Origin of the sequence: Pseudomonas sp. SWRI154, from assembly GCF_014268645.1 — a bacterium.
Classification (GTDB): domain Bacteria; phylum Pseudomonadota; class Gammaproteobacteria; order Pseudomonadales; family Pseudomonadaceae; genus Aquipseudomonas; species Aquipseudomonas marvdashtae.
The window spans coordinates 1-21,713 of the sequence record NZ_JABWQW010000003.1; the positions used below are offsets into that span (position 1 = coordinate 1).

The window sequence follows — 21,713 nt, forward strand, 5'->3', positions numbered from 1 at the left end:
GTAAATACCTCGGTCAGGCCGCCCGCCTGATGGTCGGCATGCCCGACTACGACAACTACGTCGAGCACATGCAAACCAAGCACCCCGACAAGCCGTTGATGGACTACGAGGCGTTCTTCCGCGAACGCCAGGAGGCCCGTTACGGTGGCAAGGGTGGGCCCAAGTGTTGTTGAGTTGAGGTGATGACTGTGGGAGCGAATTCGCTCCCACGGTTGTTTGGGGGGCAGGATTTGCATGCACCACAAATTTCTTGTGGCGAGGGAGCTTGCTCCCGCTGGCGTGCGAAGCTGGCCCCAGCGTTTCTTCAGACCGACCGCATCAACCGGTTTTGCGACTGCTGCGCAGCCGAGCGGGAGCAAGCTCCCTCGCCACGGGTAGTTGTCTGGCTTGATTGCTTTATGAATCAGTCCGCCAACAACACCGCCGCATCGAAACCTACCCGCAAGTTACCCCAGTGGCGGCCGCCGAAGAAGAACGGTACGTCGATCTCGGTCATGATTTCCCCGGTGTCGCGCAGGTAGGTCTGCAGCAGGAAGCGCTGGACGTTGCCCGCCGCGCGCAGGCCGATCGGGTCGTTGAAGATCCGCTTGTTGCGGCAAACCGGCAAGTCCACCGCACGGTCGCCGGTCGGGGGCTTGGAAACCCAGCTGTTGTTGACCGGGCAATAGCCCTTCGTATCGACGATGAACGAAACCTTGCCGCCTGGCGTGCTGCGGGTGAGCTTGTCGCATTCTTCTTGGCAGACCCGGGCAAAGCGCTCGGTGTAGCTGGTCATGTATTGCTTGGGATCGGTACCCGGAATCAGTTTGTAGCTCTGATCGAACAGGTTCAGGCCCTCGTCTTGCAGCGCCTCCAGACGCACCTGGAGCGTGTCGCGGCATTGGCTGGCGCGGGTGATGGCGGCGTCCAGCTTGCCGTGGCCGAGCACAAAGCGACCCAGCAGCGTCTGGACCTTTTCAGCAACGCCGGACAGGTCGCGAGTAGCCGTCGCCGATTGCTGCATGCGCTGGTCGATGGACTGGCTATCGGCGTGGATCTGAGTGACCCGTTCGTTGATGCCGGTGTTGGTGTCGGCAAACTGCTGGATGTGGTCGGCGATGTCGGCGAGTTTGCCGTTGGTGGATTCGAAGTCGATGATCATGCTTTCGAAATGGCCGGAGGCGCGCTCCACGACTTTCTGGGTTTCCCGGGCGCTGTGGCTGATCTGGGTCGTCTGCTGGTGGGTGGAGCTGACTTCCTGGAGCATCGCGTCGATGTCGCGCGAAATATCGTCGGTGGCGCGGCTGACGTTCTGCGCCAAGGTGCGTACTTCATCGGCCACCACGGCGAAACCACGGCCACTTTCCCCGGCGCGGGCCGCTTCAATGGCGGCGTTGAGGGCCAACAGGTTGGTCTGGGCGGAAATCTGCTGGATCAGGCCGACAATCGACTTGATGCTCGATGAGCGCTGGTTCAAGGCGTCCACCAGCGTGGCGAATTCGCCGAGGCTGGTGGAGATCTCGCTGATGTTGCCGGTCACTTCCAGCAGCTCGGCGTAGGAATCGCGGGCCATGCTCAGGTTCTGCGCGGTGGTCCCTGAAATGCCTTGGGTCTGGCGCGAGACCTCTTCGATACGGCCCACGGCGGTGTTGCTCTGGTCCATCACTTCCTTGGCGAAGCGTGCCTGGTGGGTAGCGCTGTCGCTGGAGTCGCTGATGTTCTTCAGCGAGCGGGCCGACTCGACGGCGATGTGCACCGTCAATGCCTGGACGTTACTGATGATCTCGCGCTGCTTGGCCAGGAAGCGGTTGCAGGTCGCGGCCAGGGTGCGGATCTCATCGTGGGTCACCAGCGGCAGGTCCTTGGACAAGTCACCTTCGCCATTGGCGATCTCTTCCAGGGCCTTGGTCATGGCCGTGACGGGGCGCACGATGAGGTGCCGGAAGTACCAGACCATGAAGCTGATCATGCCCAGCGTCAGGAACGCGCCGAAGAGCAGGGCATGGGTGAGGCTGTCGAGCCGGTCTTCGATTTGTCCCAGCAAAGCGCCGTCCAATTGAGCGGTGCGCAACTGCAGGACAATGTCGGCACGGGCACTGAGAGCCACCCAATACAGCAGACCACTGACCAGCACCAGCAGGAAAAGGCTCGAGAGCTTTTTGGTGAGGGTATCGAAAAATTGCATCTCGATAGACTCATACAAGGCCTTTAACGTCTGCATGCCGCTGCTCCTGGGCAAAAAAATCATTTAATGGAATACATTCGACCGCAGACGGCAAAGCTTTAGGGCAGAAGGGCGATTTGACATCACTTTGCGACGTTCCAGACCGCTCCGGTCCCAGCGGCGCTCAGGAGACGGCGATCAAGTTGATACAAAATATTTACTGGGAATGATTCTCAAAGTATATTCGCTCTCATTCACATCCCCTCCAGAGTGCAGCGTCTTGAATCGTTCCACCCCTCTCGCTTATCGCAACGCCCTCGTCAAATGTGTCTTGCCCGCGCTGTCCTGCTGTTTCATGGCGAGCCCCTTGAGGGCGCAGGACACCCTCGAACTGCCCACCACGGCCGTGCAAGGCAGCCGGATCATTCAGGACGAAGGCTATACTGCGTCGCAAGCCAGCACGGCGAGCAAGAGCGATGTACCGATCAAGGAAGAGGCGCAGTCGATCAACGTGGTGACCCAGCAGACCCTGGCGGATTACCAGGTACGTTCCTTGGACGAAGCGATGAAATTCGTCAGCGGCGTCAGTCAGGGCAACACCTTGGGCAACTCCCGGGACTCGCTGGTCAAGCGTGGTTTCGGCACCAACGACGACGGTTCGATCCTGCGCGACGGTGTGCGCTCGAACCTGGGTCACAACTTCAGCGCCACCACCGAGCGGGTCGAAGTGCTCAAGGGCCCGGCGTCGATGCTCTACGGCGCGCTGGAACCCGGCGGGTTGATCAACGTCATCAGCAAGAAGCCGGAATATAGCCAGAGCACCACATTGAGCGGTTCGGCCTACAGCGAGGGCGGCGGCACCATGGCCCTCGATACCACCGGGCCGCTGGGCGACACCGGCTTGGCCTATCGCCTGATCGCCGAGCGCGGCCATGAGGATTACTGGCGCAACTACGGCGTCAACGAAAGCACCCTGGTGGCGCCGTCGTTGGCCTGGACCGGCGAGCGGGCTTCGTTGAACTTGAGTTACGAGTACAACGAATATTCCAACCCGTTTGACCGGGGGACGATGTTCACCGATGGGCATCCGGCCGACATTGACTACGATAAGCGCATGGATGAGCCATGGGCCAAAAGTGTGGGGATTCGTGAGACGGCTACCGCGCGGTTCGAATATGAGCTGAGCGATGCGTGGAAGACGCGGGTGACTTATGGCTGGAACAATGATCGGTACAGTCTTTCGATTGCGCAGCCGCGACTGGTGAACAATGTTCTCCGGCGCGCCGCCAATGGCGCGCATTATGACGATGAAACCCGCTACGCCAGTTGGGATTTTATTGGCAACCAGGAACTGTTCGGCCAGCGTCATGACCTGTTGATCGGCGCCGATAATCAGGTGTCCGATCAGTTTCGTGGCAAGACTTATCGTGGAGCTTTCCAAGTCGGCTTTGATCCTGCGGCACCGGTATACGGTGGACTGGGAGAGCCAAGCAGGGTCAGCACTACCGACAGTGACCTGCGAAACCAGTTGAATTCCAGCTCCGTGTACTTGAAAGACAACTGGCATCTGGATGACCGCTGGATTCTTGTATTCGGTGGTCGTTATCAGCATTACGACCAGTACAGTGATCAAGGTCTAGGCAGTGATTATGATGTCAATCGCAATGACAACGGCGACGCCTTCGTACCCTTTCTTGGTTTGGTTTACAAAGCCACCGAAACATTGTCGCTGTATGGCAACTACAGTGAATCGTTCAAACCCAATGATGTAGTCGACAGGGATCGCCGCACCTTCAAACCGGAAGAAGGCCGCAGCTACGAAATCGGCGCCAAATACGATCCGCTGCCGGGCTTGAACATCAATCTGGCCTTATTCGATATCGTCAAGAAGAACGTCGTGACCACCGTTGACGATGTCTCCGAAGCCGCCGGCAAAGTCGGCTCCCAGGGCCTGGAACTCGACATCACCGGTCGCCTCGCCGATCGCTGGGACCTGATCGGCACCTACGCCTATACCCACACGGAAATCCTCGATGACCCGAATAATGAAGGTCACCGCTTGCCCGACGCCCCTAAGCACACCGCCAGCCTGTATCTGTCCCATCACCTGAACGTCCCAGCCGAATTCGGTGCCTGGCACGCTGGTGCCGGTGCTCGCTATGTCGGTGAGCGGGCCGCCAATGCTGCCAACGATTTCTGGCTCGGCAGCTACACCGTCGCCGATGCCTTCGTGCGCTGGGAATCGCCGGTGTTCGGCCACAAGACCTCGTTGCAACTGAACGTCGACAACCTGTTCGACAAGCAGTACTACCCGTCGTCTACCGGCAGCGAGTTGATGGTTAATGTCGGCGAGCCGCGTACCGCCAAGCTGAGCGCCAGCGTGACGTTCTGACCGCAGTGCTCCAACAAAAAATGCCCGGACCTCACAGCCCGGGCATTTTTTTATTCCGCTTCATCCGCTGTTGATCAGCGAAACGCCGGCACCACCTGCTGGATGAACAACTCCAAGGACTTCTTCTTCTCGGCATGCGGCAAGCTGTTGTCGCACCAGAAGCTGAACTCATCCACGCCCAGTTCCTGGTAGTACTTGATCCGCTCGATGATCTCCTGCGGGGTGCCGATCATGGTGTTCTTGCGGATGTTCTCCAGTTGGAATTCCGGGCGCTCGGCGAACTTTTCTTCCGGGCTCGGCGCGAGGAAGCCGTTGACCGGGACTTGCTTGTTGCCGAACCAGGCATCGAAGGTGCGATAGAACTTCGAAATCGCCTGGGCGCCGATCTTCCAGCCTTCGGGATCGTCCACCGCGTGCACATGGGTGTGGCGCAGCACCATCAATTGCGGGCGCGGCACGTCGGGATTGTTGTCCAGGGCGGCCTGGAACTTGTTCTTCAGGTCGAGGACTTCTTCATCGCCTTTCATTAATGGCGTGACCATCACGTTGCAGCCGTTGGCGACAGCGAAGTTGTGGGAGTCCGGGTCGCGGGCGGCAATCCACATCGGCGGGTGCGGCTTGCGGATTGGCTTGGGCACGCAGGTGGAGGTGGGGAATTTCCAGATCTCGCCGTCATGGGCGTAATCGCCTTGCCACAAGGCGCGCACCACCGGGACCATTTCCCGCAGGGCTTGCCCACCGGAGGAGGCTGGCATGCCGCCGGCCATGCGGTCGAATTCCACCTGGTACGCGCCACGGGCCAGGCCGACTTCCATGCGGCCGTTGCTGATCACGTCCAGTAGCGCGCATTCGCCGGCCACCCGCAGCGGGTGCCAGAACGGCGCGATGATGGTGCCGGCGCCCAGGTGAATGGTCGTGGTCTTGCCGGCCAGGTACGCCAGCAGCGGCATCGGGCTTGGCGAAATGGTGTACTCCATGGCGTGGTGTTCGCCGATCCACACGGTGCTGAAACCACCGGCCTCGGCCATCAGCGTCAGCTCGCTGAGGTCTTCGAACAACTGGCGATGGCTGACGCTTTCGTCCCAGCGCTCCATGTGTACGAACAGGGAAAATTTCATGGCGCTTTCTCTTGTTGTTGACGATCGGTTCAGGCGAGGACGGGCAGGGCGCCCATCTTGCCGTGGCAATAAACCAGCGGCCCTGGTGTGTGTTGCGGCACGATCAGGTTCTTCACTGCGCCGACCATGATGGCGTGGTCGCCGCCTTCGTATTCGCGCCACAGTTCGCATTCGATGATGGCAGTAGCGTTGCTCAGCAGCGGGTTACCCAGTTCGCTCAGGGTCCAATCGATGCCCTGGGCCTTGTCCTTGCCTTTGCGGGCGAACGCATAGGCTTCGTTCTGTTGGTCGCCGGAGAGCACGTGGATGGCGAAGCGCTTGTTCTTGATCAGCACCGGATAGGAGTCCGAGCTGTAGTTGGGGCAAAACAGCACCAGCGCCGGTTCCATCGACAACGAGCTGAAGGCGCTGGCGGTGAGGCCGACGATTTGCCCTTCATCATCGAGGGTGGTGATCACGGTCACGCCGGATGGGAACGAGCCCATGACTTGTTTGTAGAGGTTGGCATCGATCATTTGGCAGTCCTCGCACTCGGGCGGTTATCAGTGAGCACCTGCGGCCTTGTTCAGGTCGCTTTCGGCCCATTGGGTGTAGACGCAGGCGTCGGCGGTGGCCCAACGCACGCGCACCGGGTCGCCGGCCTTGAGTGGCATGCCGGCGGCGGAGAGCGCCTTGACGGTCATCGCCGTGCCGCCAGAGGTCATCACGCTGCAGGTCTGGCTTTCACCGAGAAACAGCACTTCCACGACCTTGGCCGAGACTTCGTTCCAGCCCGCCGGCAAGGAATCCTGGGCCGCTTGTTCGACGCTCAGCGCCAAGGCTTTTTCCGGACGAACCATCAGCAACACGTCCTGGTCGGCTTGCAGGCCGCTGGTCAAGCGGATCGACAGTGACTGGCCTTCGAATGTCGCTGCGGCATTGCCCTGGGCCTTGAGCTTGAGGAAGTTGGAGTTGCCGAGGAACGAAGCCACGAAGGCATTCGGCGGGTTCTGGTAGAGGTCATAACCGCTGCCGAGGCCGACGATCTTGCCGTGACTGAAAATCGCGATGCGCTGGGACAGGCGCATGGCTTCTTCCTGATCGTGGGTGACGTAGACAATGGTGATGCCCAGCCGGCGATGCAACTGGCGCAGTTCGTCCTGCAAATCTTCACGGAGCTTTTTGTCCAACGCGCCGAGGGGTTCGTCCATCAGCAGGATGCGCGGCTCATAGACCAGCGCCCGGGCAATCGCCACGCGCTGCTGCTGGCCACCGGACAGTTGCGAAGGGCGGCGATGGGCGAACTCTTCCAGTTGCACCAGCTTGAGCATGGCATCGACCCGGCGTTCGCGCTCGGCGCTGGCCAGTTTGCGGATCGCCAGCGGGAAGGCGATGTTGTCGCGCACCGACAGATGCGGAAACAACGAATAGCGCTGGAACACCATGCCGATGTCGCGCTTGTGCGGCGGCACGTTGACCAAGGATTTGCCCCCCACCAGGATCTCGCCGCTGCTCGGGGTTTCAAAACCGGCGAGCATCGACAACGTGGTGCTCTTGCCCGAGCCGCTGGAGCCGAGGAAGGTCAGGAACTCACCGTCCTGGATATCCAGGGAAATATCGTCCACGGCGGCGAAGTCGCCGTAGTGCTTGTTCAGGTTGCGCAGGCTGACCAGGGTCTTGTCATTCTGTTGTGCGGGGTCTTTGACAGCACTCATGGTGTTCTCCTTGGCGCTCAGGCGCTGATTTCGTTGCGCCGACGCAGGGCGGCGGCAATCACCATGACCAGAATCGAGAGGCCGATCAGCAGCGTCGAAGCGACGGCGATCACAGGCGTCAGGTCCTGGCGCAGGGTGGTCCACATTTTCACGGGCAGGGTTTGCAGGGTCGGGCTGGCCATCATCACGCTCAGCACCACTTCGTCCCACGACACGAGGAACGCGAACAGCGCGCCGGCGACCATGCCCGGGCGAATGGCCGGGAACGTCACCTTGAACACCGCTTGCAGGCGCGAGGCGCCGCAGATGACCGCGGCGTCCTCGATGGATTGGTCGAACAGCTTGAGCGAGTTGATGATCGAGATGATGGTGAACGGCAGCGCGACGATGACGTGGCTGACCACGAAGGCGAACATGGTCCCGGTGTAGCCGAGCTTGAGGAACAGCGCGTACACCGCCACGGCAATGATCACCAGCGGCACGATCATCGGCAGGGTGAACAAACCGTAGAGCATTTCCCGTCCCGGAAAACGACCGCGTACCAGGGCAAACGCCGTCGGCAGGCCCAAGGCTACGGCGCAGACGGTGGTCAGTACCGCGACCTTGAGGCTGGTCAACGCCGCATTCATCCAGTCCGGGTTGGAGAAGAACTGGCCGTACCACTTGAACGTCCAGCCCGGTGGTGGGAAGACCAGCCACTGGGACGAGCCGAATGACAACAGCACGATGAACACGATCGGCAGCAGCAGGAACAGTGCGATCAGGCCGGTGGTGAAATACAGGCCGAACCGCATGCGCCGGCTCATGGCATTAGGAGTCAGGAGCATGACGGCTTACCTCGCGTTGCTCGCACCCACCGGTGATTCCGGCTGGAGCTTCAGGTAGAAGTAGAACAACACCAGGGTGATCGCCACCAACAACGCGGCGCCGGCACTGGCCAGGCCCCAATTGAGGAACGACTGCACCTGCTGGATGATGAATTCGGGCAGCATCATGTTCTGCGCGCCGCCCAGCAGTGCCGGGGTCACGTAGTAACCGAGGGACATCACGAACACCATCAACCCGCCGGAAAACAGCCCCGGCCGGCACAGCGGCAGGAACACCCGGAAGAAATTGGTCCAGGGACTGGCGCCGCAAATTGAACCGGCCTGCAGGATCATCGGGTCGATGGCCTGCATGGTCGCCTGCAACGGCAGGACGATGAACGGGATCATGATGTAGCTCATGCCGATCACCACGCCGGTGAGGTTGTGCACCATCTCCAGCGGCTGGTCGATGATGCCCAGGGCCATCAGCGTCTTGTTGACCACGCCGGAGGCTTGCAGCAGCACCAGCCAGGAGTAGGTGCGGGCCAGCAGGCTGGTCCACATCGACAGCAGCACGATGTTGAGCATCCAGCGGCCCCAGCCGCGAGGCACCAGGGTGATCGCCCAGGCGAGCGGGAAGCCCAGCAGCAGGCTGAACAGCGTCACCAGCCCGGCCACCGAGAAGGTATTGAACAGCACGCGGGCGTAGGCCGAGTTGGCGAACAGCTGCTCGTAATTGCCCAGGCCTGGCACCGGCTCCAGCACGCCGCGCAGCAGCAAGCCGATCAGCGGCGCCAGGAAGAACAGGCCAAGAAACAGCAGGGCGGGGACCAGGTTGCCGGCCCCGCGCCAGCGCTGCATCAGCGGCGGCGTCTGCTTGGACGTCACTGCCGCACCGCTTGCCGAACCGGCAGCGCCGATGGCGCTCCCGGTGCGAGGGGTTGCCGCTGCCGCCATTTTCATTTCACCAGCCATTCGTTCCACCGTGTCGCGATGTCCTGACCGTTCTTGGCCCAGTACGCAAAATCAAGCGTGATCTGATCCTTGGCGTAGGCGGTCGGCAGGTTGGGAGCGAGCACCGAATCCAGGCGCGCGATGCTGTCAACGTTGACGGGAGCGTAGGCGGTCAGGTTGGAGAAGTCCGCCTGGCCCTTGGCGCTGCTGGCGTTGGCGAGGAACTTCATGGCCGCGGCTTTGTTCTTCGAACCCTTGGGAATGACCAGGATATCGGCCATTACCAGGTTCTGTTTCCAGCTTACGCCGACGGGCGCACCGTCCTGCTGCAAGGCGTAGATCCGGCCGTTCCAGAATTGTCCGATGCTGGCTTCGCCAGAGGCGAGCAACTGCTGGGACTGGGCGCCGCCGCCCCACCAGACGATGTCCTTCTTGATGGTGTCGAGTTTCTTGAAGGCGCGGTCCAGGTCCAGCGGGTAGAGCTTGTCGGCTGCTACGCCGTCGGCCAGCAAGGCCAGTTCAAGCACGCCTGGGCTTGGCCATTTGTATAGGGCGCGTTTGCCCGGATAGGTCTTGGTGTCGAACAGCGCGGACCAATCCGATGGCTTGCCAGCGCCAAGCTTGCCTTCGTTGTAGCCAAGCACAAACGAGAAGTAGAAGGAGCCGACGCCGTGGTCGGAGACGAAGCGCGGGTCGATTTTGTCGCGCTGGATGACCGAGAAATCGAGGGGTTCGAGCAGGCCTTCGGCAGCGGCGCGCAAGGCGAAGTCGGCCTCGACGTCAACCACGTCCCACTGCACGTTGCCGCTTTCGACCATGGCCTTGAGCTTGCCATAGTCGGTCGGGCCGTCCTGGACCACGGTGATGCCGCTGGCCTTGCTGAAAGGATCGGCCCAGGCCTGCTTCTGCGCGTCCTGGGTGCTGCCGCCCCAACTGACGAAGTTGACGCTTTCAGCGGCCATCGTCGCCTGGCTGGTGACACTCAGCAAGCCGGCAAAAAGAACTGCGGCTGCACTTTTCTTCAACACCATGTTCACGCCCTCATTGTTGTGTTTATTGAGTGGGCTTCTGTTTGCCCACTTATCGGGAGCTTGGGTAAATCTGGTCTTGCCGGCGACCGTACCAAGGGATGCCTGGATCGCTCGGTCGATGGAATATCATATTATGGTATTCCAAACTTTCTGCAAGGGTTTTGCCGTACCGGCTATCTGTCCGGCCCGGTTTTTTTCGCTTGCGCCGTTATCTATGGGGCCGCGTGTTCACCCGGTAAACGCGATGCTCTCGACCACCTCCAAGTCATACCCGGTCAACCCCGCGTACTTGAGCGGAGGGCCCAGATGGCGCAGTTTGCCAACGCCGAGGTCCTGGAGAATCTGCGCGCCGGTACCGACTTCAGAATAGATGCGCGACTGGGAGCGGCTGAATTGTCGAGGCGGTTGCGTGAGTTGCGGCACGCGCTCGAGCAGCGCCTGGGAGGATTCGTGATTGGCCAGCACCACCACCACGCCGCGACCTTCCTCGGCGACCCTCTGCAAGGCGGCCCACAGCGTCCAGTTGGACGGGCCGTTGTACTCGGCGCCGACCAGGTCCCGCAGCGGGTCGATGACGTGCACGCGTACCAGCGTCGGTTCGTCACGGCGAATCTCGCCCATGATCATCGCCATGTGCACGCCGCCTTCGATGCGATCCTCGAACGTAAACAGGCGAAAGGTACCGTGCACCGTCGGCAGTTCCCGCTCGCCGATGCGCACCACGGTGTGCTCGGTGCTCAGGCGATAGTGGATCAGGTCGGCAATCGTGCCGATCTTGATTCCGTGCTTGCGCGCGAAGACTTCCAGGTCCGGGCGGCGGGCCATGGTGCCGTCGTCGTTCATCACTTCGACGATCACCGATGCCGGGGTGAAGCCTGCCAGGCGCGCCAGGTCGCAGCCGGCTTCGGTGTGGCCGGCGCGGGTGAGGACGCCACCTTCTTTGGCGCGCAACGGGAAGATATGGCCCGGTTGCACGATGTCGTTGGCATCGGCGCCAGGGGCCACGGCGGCGGCCACAGTACGCGCCCGGTCGGCGGCGCAAATACCGGTGGTCACGCCGGTGGCGGCTTCGATGGAAACGGTGAAGGCAGTGCTGAACACGCTGCCGTTACTCGGCACCATCTGCTCCAGGCCGAGGCGCTGGCAGTGATCATCGGTCAGGGTCAGGCAGATCAATCCACGCGCTTCCCGGGCCATGAAGCTGATTGCCTGGGCACTGCAACAGTCGGCGGCCAGCAACAGGTCGCCTTCGTTTTCCCGGTCTTCGTCGTCCACCAGCAACACCATCTTGCCCAGGCGGTAGTCTTCGATGATTTCCTCAATGCTGTTAAAGGCCATGTCGGGCTCTCTTTATCTTGATGGGTGCGGGATGGAAACAGCTTGTGGTATACCATAATACAAAACAACCAAAGAGGTCACTATGAAGGCGTACTGGATTGCTCACGTGGATGTCACCGACCCCGATCAATACAGCCAATACACCCAGCGCGCGCCGGCGGCGTTTGCCTTGTTCGGCGCACGGGTGCTGGCCCGGGGCGGGCGTAGCGAGGCGATGGAGGGCAGGGCCACTGCGCAGCGCAGCGTGGTGATCGAATTCGACTCTTATGAACAGGCGCTGGCCTGCTATCACTCGGAGCAATATCAGGCGGCGAAGAAGCACCGGGAAGGCGTGGCGCGGGCCGAGGTGATCATTGTCGAGGGCGTGGCGCCCTGAAAATTGTCAGCGGATGAAGTGGATCTTGCCGCTGTCGTCGTTGCCCATGTAGATGCCATAGACCCCGGCCTGGCGTTCCTCGATATAACGTTCGAGGATCTGCCGGATGGCCGGGTAATAGATGCTGTCCCACGGAATGTCTTCGGGGGCGAAGAACCGGCAGGCGAGGGTTTCCGGGCCGAACTGGCCGGTGATCTCCAGTGCGATGGCGCGGAAGATGATGTACACCTCGCTGATCTTCGGCACGCTGAAGATCGAATAGGGCGAAACGATTTCGGCGCGTACGCCGGTTTCTTCCCAGACTTCCCGAAGAGCCGCCTGCTCGGTGGTCTCGTTGCCTTCCATGAAACCGGCCGGCAGGGTCCAGGTGCCGGGGCGCGGCGGGATGGCGCGTTGGCACAGCAGGTATTTGCCGTCCTGCTCGATGATGCAACCGGCAATGATCTTCGGGTTGACGTAATGGATGTAGCCACAGCTGCCGCACATCAATCGCTGATGGGTATCGCCCGTCGGCAAGCGGTGACTCAAGTCACTGCCGCCACACTTTGGACAAAAGCTCGGGCTGAACATGCTCAGCGACCTATGCGCGGTTCTTTCAAGGCGATGGGGGCGGTGATCTCGGGGATCGCGCCAGTCTCTTCCTGGGTGCGCTTGAGATAATCCAGGGCGACCTTGGCGGCGGCGCGTACATGGTCGACACATGCCTGGTGCGCGGCCAGCGGATCGCCGCTCTTGATCGCCTCGACCATGCGTTCCATTTCCTGGTTGCTGCTGCCGCGGCGGTTCTCCTGGGACACGGAGGTCGCCCGCAGATAGCTGATGCGCGCCTGCAATTGGCGCAGCTGGGTGGCGGCGACGTGGTTGCCGGAGCCTTCCAGGAGCACGTCGTAGAATCCCTGCACCGAGTCCAGCACCTGTTGTAATTCGCCGTCCTTGAGTGCCTTGCGGTTTTCTTCCAGGGCTTTTTCCAGCGCCTTGATGTCCTTGGCCTTGGCCCGCAGCGTGAACAGCTGGACGATCAGCCCCTCGAGCACGCAACGCAGTTCATAGATGTCGCCGGCATCGGCCAGGGTGATGATTGCCACGCGGGGGCCCTTGGCATCGGCGAACTCCACCAGGCCTTCGGATTCGAGGTGACGCAAGGCTTCACGCACCGACGTGCGGCTGACACCCAGGCGATCGCACAGATCGCGTTCGACCAGGCGATCGCCCGGCAGCAGCTGGAAGTTCATGATGGCGCTTCGCAGTTTATCCAGCACGATTTCGCGCAGGGTAACGGGGTTGCGATTGACCTTGAAGCTGTCGTCGAGTGGCAGGCGTTTCATGGGGTCCGCTCTGTAATATGGCTGTCCATGCAAAACGGGCAAACATCCATGCTCGTTCAGTTCAAACAGCCGAGGGTTGACTGGATGCCTCGGCATCGGCTTCGGCGAAGGCTTCGCGGGCAAGCCGGAAACTGTCTACGGCAGCGGGAACGCCACAATAAATGCCGACCTGAAGCAGAATTTCGCGTATTTGCTCACGACTCAGTCCGTTACGCAAGGCGCCGCGCACATGCAACTTGAGTTCGTGCGGACGATTGAGCGCCGAGATCATCGCCAGGTTGATCATGCTGCGCTCCTTGAGCGACAAACCCTCGCGCCCCCAGACGTGACCCCAGCAATATTCGGTGACCATTTCCTGCATTGGACGGGTGAAATCGTCGGCGTTCTCGATGGAGCGCTTGACGTAGTCCTCGCCCAATACCTGGGTGCGGATCTTCAGGCCTTGTGCGTATTTGTCGTTGCTCATGCGCTATCCCTGAAAAGTGATGAACCTGTGGGGGCGTACGACCCTCAAGCCAGCGCAGGCAACGGCCCGAGCTTGCCTTTGTGATAGATCATCGGCGTGGCCGGTTGCGCGGGCAGGATCAGGTTTTTCACCGCGCCGACGATGATCGCGTGGTCGCCGCCGTCGTATTCGCGCCACAATTGGCATTCGATGATTGCCGTGGCTTTGCCCAGCAGCGGATTGCCCAGGTCGCTAAGGTGCCAGTCGATGCCCTTGGCCTTGTCCTTGCCTTTGCCGGCAAAGGCATAGGCCTCGGCGGTCTGGTCGGCGGACAGCAGGTGAATTGCGAATTGCTTGCTGTCGCGCAGGATCGGGTAGGTGTCGGACGCGTAGTTGGGGCAGAACAGCACCAGTGCCGGGTCGATCGACAGGGCGCTGAAGGCGCTGGCGGTGATGCCGACGATATTGCCGTCCGGGTCCAGCGTCGTCACTACCGTGACGCCGGATGGGAAAGAGCTCAGGACTTCTTTGTAGATGCCGGGTTCGATCATTTCTCAGGACTCCTAGCGCATCACGAACGGATCAGGCATGGGCGCCTGGGAAAGATTGATCCATACCGTTTTCAGCTCGGTATAGGCGAGCACCGAATCGATGCCGCTTTCGCGCCCGTAGCCGCTGTTCTTGAACCCGCCGATCGGCGCCATGGCCGAGACCGCGCGGTAGGTGTTGACCCAGATAATTCCCGAACGTACGTCTCGGGCCAGGCGATGGGCACGGCCCAGGTCGCGGGTCCAGATGCCGGCGGCGAGGCCGAACTGCGAGTCGTTGGCGATCGCCAGGGCCTCGGCCTCGTCCTTGAAGCGAATCACTGAGGCCACCGGGCCGAAGACTTCTTCCTGCATGATTTTCATCGAGTTGCGGTCGCATTCGAACAGCGTCGGCTCATAGAACCAACCTTCGCCCAGGTTCTGCGGACGCTTGCCACCCAGGCGCAGGCGCGCCCCTTCGGCGATGGCATCGGCGACCAGGCCTTCGACCACGGCCAGTTGCTGCGCGGTGGCCATGGGGCCCATTTCGCTGGCGTCTTCCTGCGGATTGCCGATGCGGATGCGTTTGGCCCGTTCCACCAGGCGCGAGACGAAGTCATCGTAGATTTCATCCTGCACGAGCAATCGCGAACCCGACACGCAACTCTGGCCTGACGCCGCATAAATCCCGGCGATCGCACCGTTGATGGCGCTGTCGAGGTCGGCGTCGGCAAAGATGATGTTTGGCGATTTACCGCCCAATTCCAGCGACAGCCTGGCGAAATTCTCGGCGCTGCTGCGCACCACATGCCGGGCCGTGGCCGCGCCGCCGGTAAAGGCAATCTTGCGCACCAGCGGATGGCGGGTGAGGGCGGCGCCGGTGCTTGGGCCGTAACCGGTGACGACGTTGACCACGCCCGGTGGTATGCCGGCTTCCAGCGCCAGGCGCGCCAGCTCCAGAACGGTCGCCGAGGCGTGCTCGGACGGCTTGATCACGATGGTGTTGCCCGCCGCCAGCGCGGGGGCGAGCTTGATAGCGGTGAGGTAAAGCGGGCTGTTCCACGGAATGATCGCGGCCACCACGCCCATCGCTTCATGCACGGTGTAGGCAAACATATCCGGCTTGTCGAGGGGCAGGGTGCCGCCTTCGAGCTTGTCGGCGAGGCCGGCGGTGTAGTGGAAGAACTCCGGCAGATAGCTGACCTGGCCGCGGGTTTCGCGGATCAGCTTGCCGTTGTCGCGGCTTTCGAGCTGGGCCAGTTGCTCTTTGTTTTCAGCAATCAGGTCGCCGAGACGGCGCAGCAACTTGCCCCGAGCGGTGGCGGTCAATCCACGCCAGGCCGGGCTATCGAAAGCGGTTTGCGCCGCTTGCACGGCGCGCTCGACATCGGCTTCGTCGGCGTCGGGCAGTTCAGCCCAAGGCTGGGCCAGGGCCGGGTTCAGACTTTCGAAGGTCTTGCCGGACAGCGCATCGACCCATTCACCGCCAATGCACATCTGAAAGCGTGTGAGCGTCATGCAACGATCCCCTTTATTGGATTATGTCGGGCGCTTGCCGTGTCCAAAAATTCCAGCAGCAGCTGATTGACCAGGCGCGGCGATTCTACCGGCATCATATGCCGCTGTTCGGCGAGCACGGCAACCGTCGCACCGGGAATCCGCTCGGCCAACTGCCGGGCCATTTCCGGGGTGGAGCCTGGGTCCAGTTCACCAGTGGCGATCAACGTCGGCACTTGAATGCTGCCCAGGTCGTCGGCGCGGTACATGTCCTGGGTGGCGAACAGTTCATAAGTCGTCAGGTAGCCCTGGGGGTCATTTTGCGCCAGCGTCTGGCGCAGCGCGGCGATCTGCGCCGGGTTGGCCGCCTGGTATTCGCGACTGAACCAGCGCGACAGCGCTGCTTCGGCGTTGGCGTCCGGCCCATGCTCGGCGGCTTGCGCGGTGCGGGCGATGACCCCGGCACGCTGTTCGGCGCTGCGGTTGAACACGCTGTTGAGCACCACCAGGCCGTGCAGGCGCTGCGGGTAGTGCAGGGCGAAGGCGCGGGCGACCAACCCACCCATGGAAAAACCGATCACTGTCGCCTGGGGCAATTGCAAATGATCGAGCAGTTCCAGCAACTGGCCGGCATAGCCCAGCAAGCCAGTGTCGCTTTGCGGGCGCGGACTGGCGCCGTGGCCGAGCATGTCGTAGGCGATCACGCGGTATTTCGTGGCCAGGCCAACGACCTGGCCGCCCCACATTTCTTTGTTCAGGCCCACGCCGTGGATCAAGACCACAGGCTGGCCTTGGCCGGTTGCCAGGTAACTGGTGCCGGCCGGGGTGAGTTCAGCGGTGAGCCGAATCATGGAGCGCTCCTGCATACCTTTTTATTGTGGTTACCCCGGTTTGGATCACTGGGCGTTTTCGGCGGCCAGTTCTTCCAGGTCGATGTAGCGGTTACCGATGCGTGGGTGCAGGCGACCGCCATCGGCGCAGCCCAGCACTACGACGATCTCGTCGGCACGCGGCGCGTCTTCGATTTGCATTTCCAGGGTGATGTAGTGCGAGCGCAGGCCTTCGTCGTCCTTGTGCATCATCGGGATCTGGATCGAGGTGCCCGGGCCGCCGCGTTTATTGGTAAAGCTCAGGTAGCTCTTGGCCTTGACCGCTTCGCGGTAATGGTTGCCGAAGCGCAGGGTGTGGATCACGGCGGAGGCGTGCTCGATTTCACCGTCTGCGCCGACGACTGCGGCCTTGCCATAGGCTTCGATCCTTTGCGCACCGCCAATGATGTCCACCAGGCGTTCGACCATCAGCGCACCGAGGTCGGAGCAATTGGCGCGGATTTCCGGCTTCAGATCTTCGACAAAACCTCGGCCCAGCCAAGGGTTCTTCATCACCACCGCCAACCCGACCATGGTCACCGGTGTGTCGGTGGCCTTGCCGCCTTCGATGAAGGTTTCTTCGACATAGCTGACGATCTTGCGAATTTCGAAACTCATGGGCTGCTCCGTGAGAGGGGATATTGGTCTGTGCGTATGATGGTATACCATAATACTGTTGACGCAAGTGCTCGTAGCGAATTTGCCAGAAGGGAGGCGACGGAAGGCTGTGCGAGCATGTAGCGGGGGCCCTCGCCACAGGTGTTTCCCTTGGCTTCGGCTATGGTTGAACCGGGAGCCGCGTTTTGCGGTGGGTATAAATTTCCCCTTTTCAGGGCATTTAATGTTTGCCGTCCCGTCTCGTTGCACCGATTCGACCCGTTTGTCGACCCGTCGCGGCGATTCGAAACAAACGTTTCAGCCTGCAAACGCCCTTGCGTCGCGAAATTGAAAAGAAATTTCGCTTTTTCGTCGTCCTGCGACGATTTTTCTAGCATTGTTTCGATCCATGGCACTTAGGCACAGCCTTTGCTTCGGCTCCGAGAGAACGAACCAGCGAGGTATTCGAGACGTAAATACAAGGGGGGCGCACGTCATCCAGACGCAACGGCCTGAATCAGAGACCCATGCCTATCGAGGTGCTCAGAGAAACAGGGCTCATAAAAACAAGGCAAGGCCAGACTTGGTGGATTGACGACGTAATAAGAAATGCCGTGTACGACACGGCTGGGAGTTGGCTATGCCCCACGCTTTTTTCAACGAAATGTATGACGCAAAGGGTGACTGCCGCCCGCATTACCAAGCTTTCTCGCGCTGGCTGGCGGACACGCCGCTGGAGCTGTTGGAGCAACGCCGGCGCGAAGCCGACCTGCTGTTCCATCGGGCGGGCATTACGTTCACGCTCTATGGCGACGAGCAGGGCACCGAGCGCCTGATCCCCTTCGACATCATTCCCCGTAGCATCAAGGCCAGCGAATGGCAGATGGTCGAGCGCGGCTGCATCCAGCGTGTCCAGGCCCTGAACATGTTCCTGGCCGATATCTACCACGGGCAACGCATTCTCAAGGAAGGCATCATTCCGGCCGAGCAGGTGCTCGCCAACGAGGGGTACCAGATCGCGATGCAAGGCCTGGACCTGCACCGTGGCATCTACGCCCATATCGCCGGTGTCGACCTGGTTCGCGATGGCGATGGCAGCTATTACGTACTGGAGGACAACCTGCGTACGCCGAGTGGCGTGAGCTACATGCTCGAAGATCGCAAGATGATGATGCGCCTGTTCCCCGAGCTGTTCGCCGCCCAGCGCGTGGCGCCCATCGACCACTACCCGAACCTGCTGCTCGATACCCTCAAAAGCTCAAGTCCGTTGGAAAATCCGACCGCCGTGGTGCTTACCCCGGGGCGTTTCAACAGTGCCTATTTCGAACATGCCTTCCTGGCTCGGGAGATGGGCGTTGAACTGGTGGAAGGTGCGGACTTGTTCGTGCGCGATGACCACGTGTACATGCGCACCACCGCCGGTCCCCGGCAGGTCGATGTGATCTACCGTCGCCTCGACGATGCCTATCTCGATCCGCTGTCGTTCAATCCCGATTCCATGCTCGGTGTGCCCGGACTGATCGCAGTCTATCGTTCCGGCAATGTGGTATTGGCGAACGCGGTCGGCACGGGCGTGGCCGATGACAAGTCGATCTACCCCTACGTCGACGAGATGATCCGTTTCTACCTGACCGAAGAGCCGATCTTGAAAAACGTGCCCACCTGGCAGTGCCGCAAACCGCAGGATCTGTCCCATGTGCTGGCCAACCTGCCCGATCTGGTGGTCAAGGAAACCCAGGGCTCCGGTGGCTACGGCATGCTCGTGGGGCCTGCCGCCACCGCAGCGGAAATCGAAGACTTCCGCGCTCGCCTCAAGGCCAGGCCCGAAGCCTACATCGCCCAACCGACCTTGAGCCTGTCGACGTGCCCGACCTTTGTTGAAAGCGGCATCGCACCGCGCCACATCGATTTGCGTCCGTTCGTGCTATCGGGCAAGGAAACCCGCCTGGTACCCGGCGGCCTGACCCGCGTGGCGCTGCGCGAAGGCTCGCTGGTGGTGAACTCGTCCCAGGGCGGCGGCACCAAAGACACTTGGGTAGTGGAGGACTAAGACATGCTTTCAAGAACCGCTTCTGACCTCTACTGGATGTCCCGCTACCTGGAGCGCGCCGAGAACCTGGCGCGCATGCTCGAAGTCAGTTATTCGCTGTCGCTGATGCCCCAGGCCGGGCGCAGCGATGGGCACGCCGAGTTGGCGATGTCGCTGCTGTCGGCCGGTACGCTGGACGATTACAACGCCCGTTACGACGCGCTCAACACCGAACGCATGCTGCATTTTTTCGCGCTGGACGAAACCAACCCCGGCAGTATCTATAGTTGCCTGCGTGCCGCGCGAACCAATGCCCATGCCGTGCGCGGGCGTATCACCGCCGACATGTGGGAGAACATCAACGCCACCTGGCTGGAGATGCGCAACATCGCCAGCAATGGCCTGGGCCGCTACGGCATCAGCCATTTCTGCGAATGGGTCAAGGAACGTTCGCACCTGTTCCGTGGCGCGACGTCGGGCACGATCATGCGCAACGACGCCTATTGCTTCATTCGCCTGGGCACCTTCATCGAGCGGGCCGACAACACCTTGCGCCTGCTGGATGCGCGCTACGAAATGTTCGGCGAGGAGTCGGAGGAGGTCAGCGACAATTCGGCCCGTGGCTACTATCAATGGAGTGCCTTGTTGCGGGCGCTGTCCTCGTTCGAGGCGTTCAACGAGATCTATCGCAACGCGCCCAATGCCGAGCAGGTCTCGGAAATGCTGCTACTGCGAGCCGACGTTCCGCGCTCGCTGCACGCCTGCATCGAAGAACTGGACCAAATCCTTGCCAGCCTGCCGGGCAACAACGGCCGTCCGGCCCAGCGCCTGGCCGCCGAGCTGAATGCGCGCCTGCGCTATTCGGGTATCGATGAAATCCTCGCGTCGGGCCTGCATCAATGGCTGACCGAACTCATCGGCCAGATCCGTCATCTGGGCCAGACCGTCCACGAGTCCTATCTGGAGGTGGTATGAAACTGTCCATACGCCACGACACGACTTACAGCTACGCCGATGAAGTCTGCACCAGCATCCAGTTCCTTCGCCTCACCCCCAAGGACAGCCAGCGCCAGCGGATTTTGCAATGGCACCTGGAATTGCCGCGCCTGGTGCGCAGCCAACTCGACCCTTACGGCAACATTTTGCATGTGATGACCATGGACGAGCCTCACGGCGCCCTGGTGCTGACCGCTTACGGTGAGGTGCAAATCAACCAGACGGTGGAAATGGAACCTGATAGCCAATCGCCGCTGCCGTTCCTGCGCACCAGCCACCTGACGCAGATTGATGACAACCTCAGCGCCTTTGCCATTGCCCAATGTGGAGCACGGCGCGATCGTTCGGCACTGTCCGACTTGATGAACGGCCTCGCCGAGCGCATGCCCTACAGCCCCGGCACCACCGCCGTCAGCAGCACCGCCGCGCAAGCATTTGCCGGTGGCGCGGGCGTCTGCCAGGACCATACCCATGCATTCGTGTCCTGCGCCCGCAGCCTGGGCGTACCGGCGCGTTATGTGTCCGGCTACCTGTGCACCGAAGACGAAAATCACCTGGCCAGTCATGCCTGGGCCGAAGCCTGGCTGGGCGACGGCTGGTACAGCTTCGACGTGACCAACCGCCTGACCCGTCCCGACCGACACCTGAAATTGGCGGTCGGCCTGGACTACCTCGACGCCTGCCCGGTGCGTGGCATGCGTCGCGGCGGCGGGGCGGAGCAGATGCACGCGCGGGTGCAGGTAAGCTCGATGGTGCAGGTGCAGCATCAGTAATTCAATGGTTGATGCCTCTGGCCTTTCGCAAGCAACGCGCGCCACAGGTTCACGGAGTCACGGACCCGGCATCCAACACAAAACCGTGGCGAGGGAGCTTGCTCCCGCTGGGCTGCGCAGCGGCCCTGAAACCAGGCGCTTCGGTGCATCAGGCAGAACGCATTCCACGGTTTGGGGTCGCTTCGCAACCCAGCGGGAGCAAGCTCCCTCGCCACAAAAGCTGCGAACCTGTCATCATCGTCCTTCGCAACACGCCCTTAATCGAGGAACAGCGCCATGGACGATGTACAGCAATTGGGCGAGATGCTTCGTCATTACGCCGACAGCGAAGCGCACAAGAAGCAACAGCATCAGACCCAGTCCGTGGTCTGGGCTGAGCAGATCGAGGCGTTGTACGGGCAAATCGAGCAGTGGTTGGCGCCGGTCATGGCGCCAAACCTTCTGGAATTGCGTCGTGAGGCGTATGTCGCTCATGGGCCGAGTGTTCCTGCCGAGACGTCCGGTTTCAAGACCCAGAAATTGACACTGGCCATCACCGGCAAGCCGGTTGAGTTCGTGCCGGATGTGATGGGGGCGGGCGGATTGATTTCCTTATCGATCATGGGCCTGACCGCCACCCGCCATGGCAGTATTTCGTTGATTTGCCAGCCCCCGTCGATGCAATGGCAATGGCGCAGGACCAACGGGTTGAAGGATGCGGACAACTACCTCTTCGATGCGTACTTCCTCGCCCAGCAATTGCAAAGCCTGATTCCCCGCGAGCGAAGCTGAAACGGGTAGCCGGGCAAAAACTCGCGCATTGG

At 61.3% G+C, this 21,713-nt stretch carries 22 protein-coding genes; 7 read left to right on the forward strand and 15 right to left on the reverse strand.

Annotated elements, in window-relative coordinates; all coding sequences use genetic code 11:
* A partial coding sequence (locus HU806_RS03615) for a YbdD/YjiX family protein (protein WP_186609947.1) occupies positions 1 to 173 on the forward strand: 173 nt, incomplete at its 5' end.
* 230 nt (positions 174 to 403) lie between these two features.
* Here HU806_RS03615 and HU806_RS03620 read toward each other — a convergent pair.
* Positions 404 to 2,200, reverse strand: coding sequence for a methyl-accepting chemotaxis protein (locus tag HU806_RS03620; protein WP_186609948.1), 1,797 nt, complete (start codon positions 2,198 to 2,200; stop codon positions 404 to 406).
* A gap of 298 nt (positions 2,201 to 2,498) precedes the next feature.
* Here HU806_RS03620 and HU806_RS03625 point away from each other — a divergent pair, with 298 nt between their 5' ends.
* A complete protein-coding gene (locus tag HU806_RS03625) occupies positions 2,499 to 4,535 on the forward strand; it encodes a TonB-dependent siderophore receptor (protein WP_527251133.1) in 2,037 nt (678 codons plus the stop codon).
* A 74-nt stretch (positions 4,536 to 4,609) separates the two neighbouring features.
* Here HU806_RS03625 and HU806_RS03630 read toward each other — a convergent pair whose 3' ends face one another.
* The 7 genes from HU806_RS03630 to ribBA form a co-directional block, all read right to left on the reverse strand.
* Positions 4,610 to 5,653, reverse strand: coding sequence for an LLM class flavin-dependent oxidoreductase (locus HU806_RS03630; protein WP_186609950.1), 1,044 nt, complete (start codon positions 5,651 to 5,653; stop codon positions 4,610 to 4,612).
* 29 nt (positions 5,654 to 5,682) lie between these two features.
* The gene (locus HU806_RS03635) at positions 5,683 to 6,168 is read right to left on the reverse strand and encodes a flavin reductase family protein (protein ID WP_186609951.1); all 486 of its coding nucleotides are present in this window, start codon (positions 6,166 to 6,168) and stop codon (positions 5,683 to 5,685) included.
* A 27-nt stretch (positions 6,169 to 6,195) separates the two neighbouring features.
* Positions 6,196 to 7,347: an ABC transporter ATP-binding protein gene (locus HU806_RS03640; protein WP_186609952.1), complete on the reverse strand. Its 1,152-nt coding sequence runs from the start codon at positions 7,345 to 7,347 to the stop codon at positions 6,196 to 6,198.
* A gap of 17 nt (positions 7,348 to 7,364) precedes the next feature.
* Positions 7,365 to 8,174, reverse strand: coding sequence for an ABC transporter permease (locus HU806_RS03645; RefSeq protein WP_186609953.1), 810 nt, complete (start codon positions 8,172 to 8,174; stop codon positions 7,365 to 7,367).
* A 6-nt stretch (positions 8,175 to 8,180) separates the two neighbouring features.
* Positions 8,181 to 9,116, reverse strand: coding sequence for an ABC transporter permease (locus HU806_RS03650; protein WP_186610325.1), 936 nt, complete (start codon positions 9,114 to 9,116; stop codon positions 8,181 to 8,183).
* Positions 9,113 to 10,138 (reverse strand): ABC transporter substrate-binding protein, encoded by a 1,026-nt coding sequence (locus HU806_RS03655; protein ID WP_186609954.1) that lies wholly within the window; start codon positions 10,136 to 10,138, stop codon positions 9,113 to 9,115. The genes HU806_RS03650 and HU806_RS03655 overlap by 4 nt, the downstream gene beginning before the upstream one ends.
* 228 nt (positions 10,139 to 10,366) lie before the next feature.
* Complete coding sequence (gene ribBA, locus HU806_RS03660; RefSeq protein ID WP_186609955.1) at positions 10,367 to 11,476, reverse strand: bifunctional 3,4-dihydroxy-2-butanone-4-phosphate synthase/GTP cyclohydrolase II; 1,110 nt, start codon at positions 11,474 to 11,476, stop codon at positions 10,367 to 10,369.
* Positions 11,477 to 11,558: 82 nt separating this feature from the next.
* Here ribBA and HU806_RS03665 point away from each other — a divergent pair, with 82 nt between their 5' ends.
* A complete protein-coding gene (locus HU806_RS03665; RefSeq protein WP_186609956.1) occupies positions 11,559 to 11,852 on the forward strand; it encodes a DUF1330 domain-containing protein in 294 nt (97 codons plus the stop codon).
* Between the two features lie 6 nt (positions 11,853 to 11,858).
* Here HU806_RS03665 and HU806_RS03670 read toward each other — a convergent pair whose 3' ends face one another.
* The 7 genes from HU806_RS03670 to HU806_RS03700 form a co-directional block, all read right to left on the reverse strand.
* On the reverse strand, positions 11,859 to 12,422 hold the full coding sequence (locus tag HU806_RS03670) for an NUDIX hydrolase (protein WP_186609957.1): 564 nt from the start codon (positions 12,420 to 12,422) through the stop codon (positions 11,859 to 11,861).
* Between the two features lie 2 nt (positions 12,423 to 12,424).
* Positions 12,425 to 13,177, reverse strand: a complete 753-nt coding sequence (locus HU806_RS03675; protein WP_186609958.1) for a GntR family transcriptional regulator — start codon at positions 13,175 to 13,177, stop codon at positions 12,425 to 12,427.
* A gap of 61 nt (positions 13,178 to 13,238) precedes the next feature.
* Entirely contained in the window at positions 13,239 to 13,643 is a 405-nt protein-coding gene (locus tag HU806_RS03680; RefSeq protein ID WP_186609959.1) for a carboxymuconolactone decarboxylase family protein, read from the reverse strand.
* 44 nt (positions 13,644 to 13,687) lie between these two features.
* A complete protein-coding gene (locus tag HU806_RS03685) occupies positions 13,688 to 14,173 on the reverse strand; it encodes a flavin reductase family protein (protein WP_186609960.1) in 486 nt (161 codons plus the stop codon).
* A 12-nt stretch (positions 14,174 to 14,185) separates the two neighbouring features.
* Positions 14,186 to 15,667, reverse strand: coding sequence for an aldehyde dehydrogenase (locus tag HU806_RS03690; protein ID WP_186609961.1), 1,482 nt, complete (start codon positions 15,665 to 15,667; stop codon positions 14,186 to 14,188).
* On the reverse strand, positions 15,664 to 16,497 hold the full coding sequence (locus tag HU806_RS03695) for an alpha/beta fold hydrolase (protein WP_186609962.1): 834 nt from the start codon (positions 16,495 to 16,497) through the stop codon (positions 15,664 to 15,666). Before HU806_RS03695 ends, HU806_RS03690 begins: the two co-directional genes overlap by 4 nt.
* Before the next feature lie 45 nt (positions 16,498 to 16,542).
* A complete protein-coding gene (locus HU806_RS03700) occupies positions 16,543 to 17,133 on the reverse strand; it encodes an amino acid synthesis family protein (RefSeq protein ID WP_186609963.1) in 591 nt (196 codons plus the stop codon).
* Between the two features lie 619 nt (positions 17,134 to 17,752).
* Between HU806_RS03700 and HU806_RS03705 the strand changes: the two genes are divergently transcribed.
* The 4 genes from HU806_RS03705 to HU806_RS03720 all read left to right on the forward strand — a co-directional run bounded on the left by HU806_RS03705 (position 17,753) and on the right by HU806_RS03720 (position 21,681).
* The gene (locus HU806_RS03705) at positions 17,753 to 19,162 is read left to right on the forward strand and encodes a circularly permuted type 2 ATP-grasp protein (protein WP_186609964.1); all 1,410 of its coding nucleotides are present in this window, start codon (positions 17,753 to 17,755) and stop codon (positions 19,160 to 19,162) included.
* Positions 19,163 to 19,165: 3 nt separating this feature from the next.
* Entirely contained in the window at positions 19,166 to 20,116 is a 951-nt protein-coding gene (locus HU806_RS03710) for an alpha-E domain-containing protein (protein WP_186609965.1), read from the forward strand.
* A complete protein-coding gene (locus HU806_RS03715; RefSeq protein WP_186609966.1) occupies positions 20,113 to 20,910 on the forward strand; it encodes a transglutaminase family protein in 798 nt (265 codons plus the stop codon). Before HU806_RS03710 ends, HU806_RS03715 begins: the two co-directional genes overlap by 4 nt.
* 276 nt (positions 20,911 to 21,186) lie before the next feature.
* Positions 21,187 to 21,681, forward strand: a complete 495-nt coding sequence (locus tag HU806_RS03720) for a hypothetical protein (protein WP_186609967.1) — start codon at positions 21,187 to 21,189, stop codon at positions 21,679 to 21,681.
* The last annotated feature ends 32 nt before the right edge of the window (positions 21,682 to 21,713 follow it).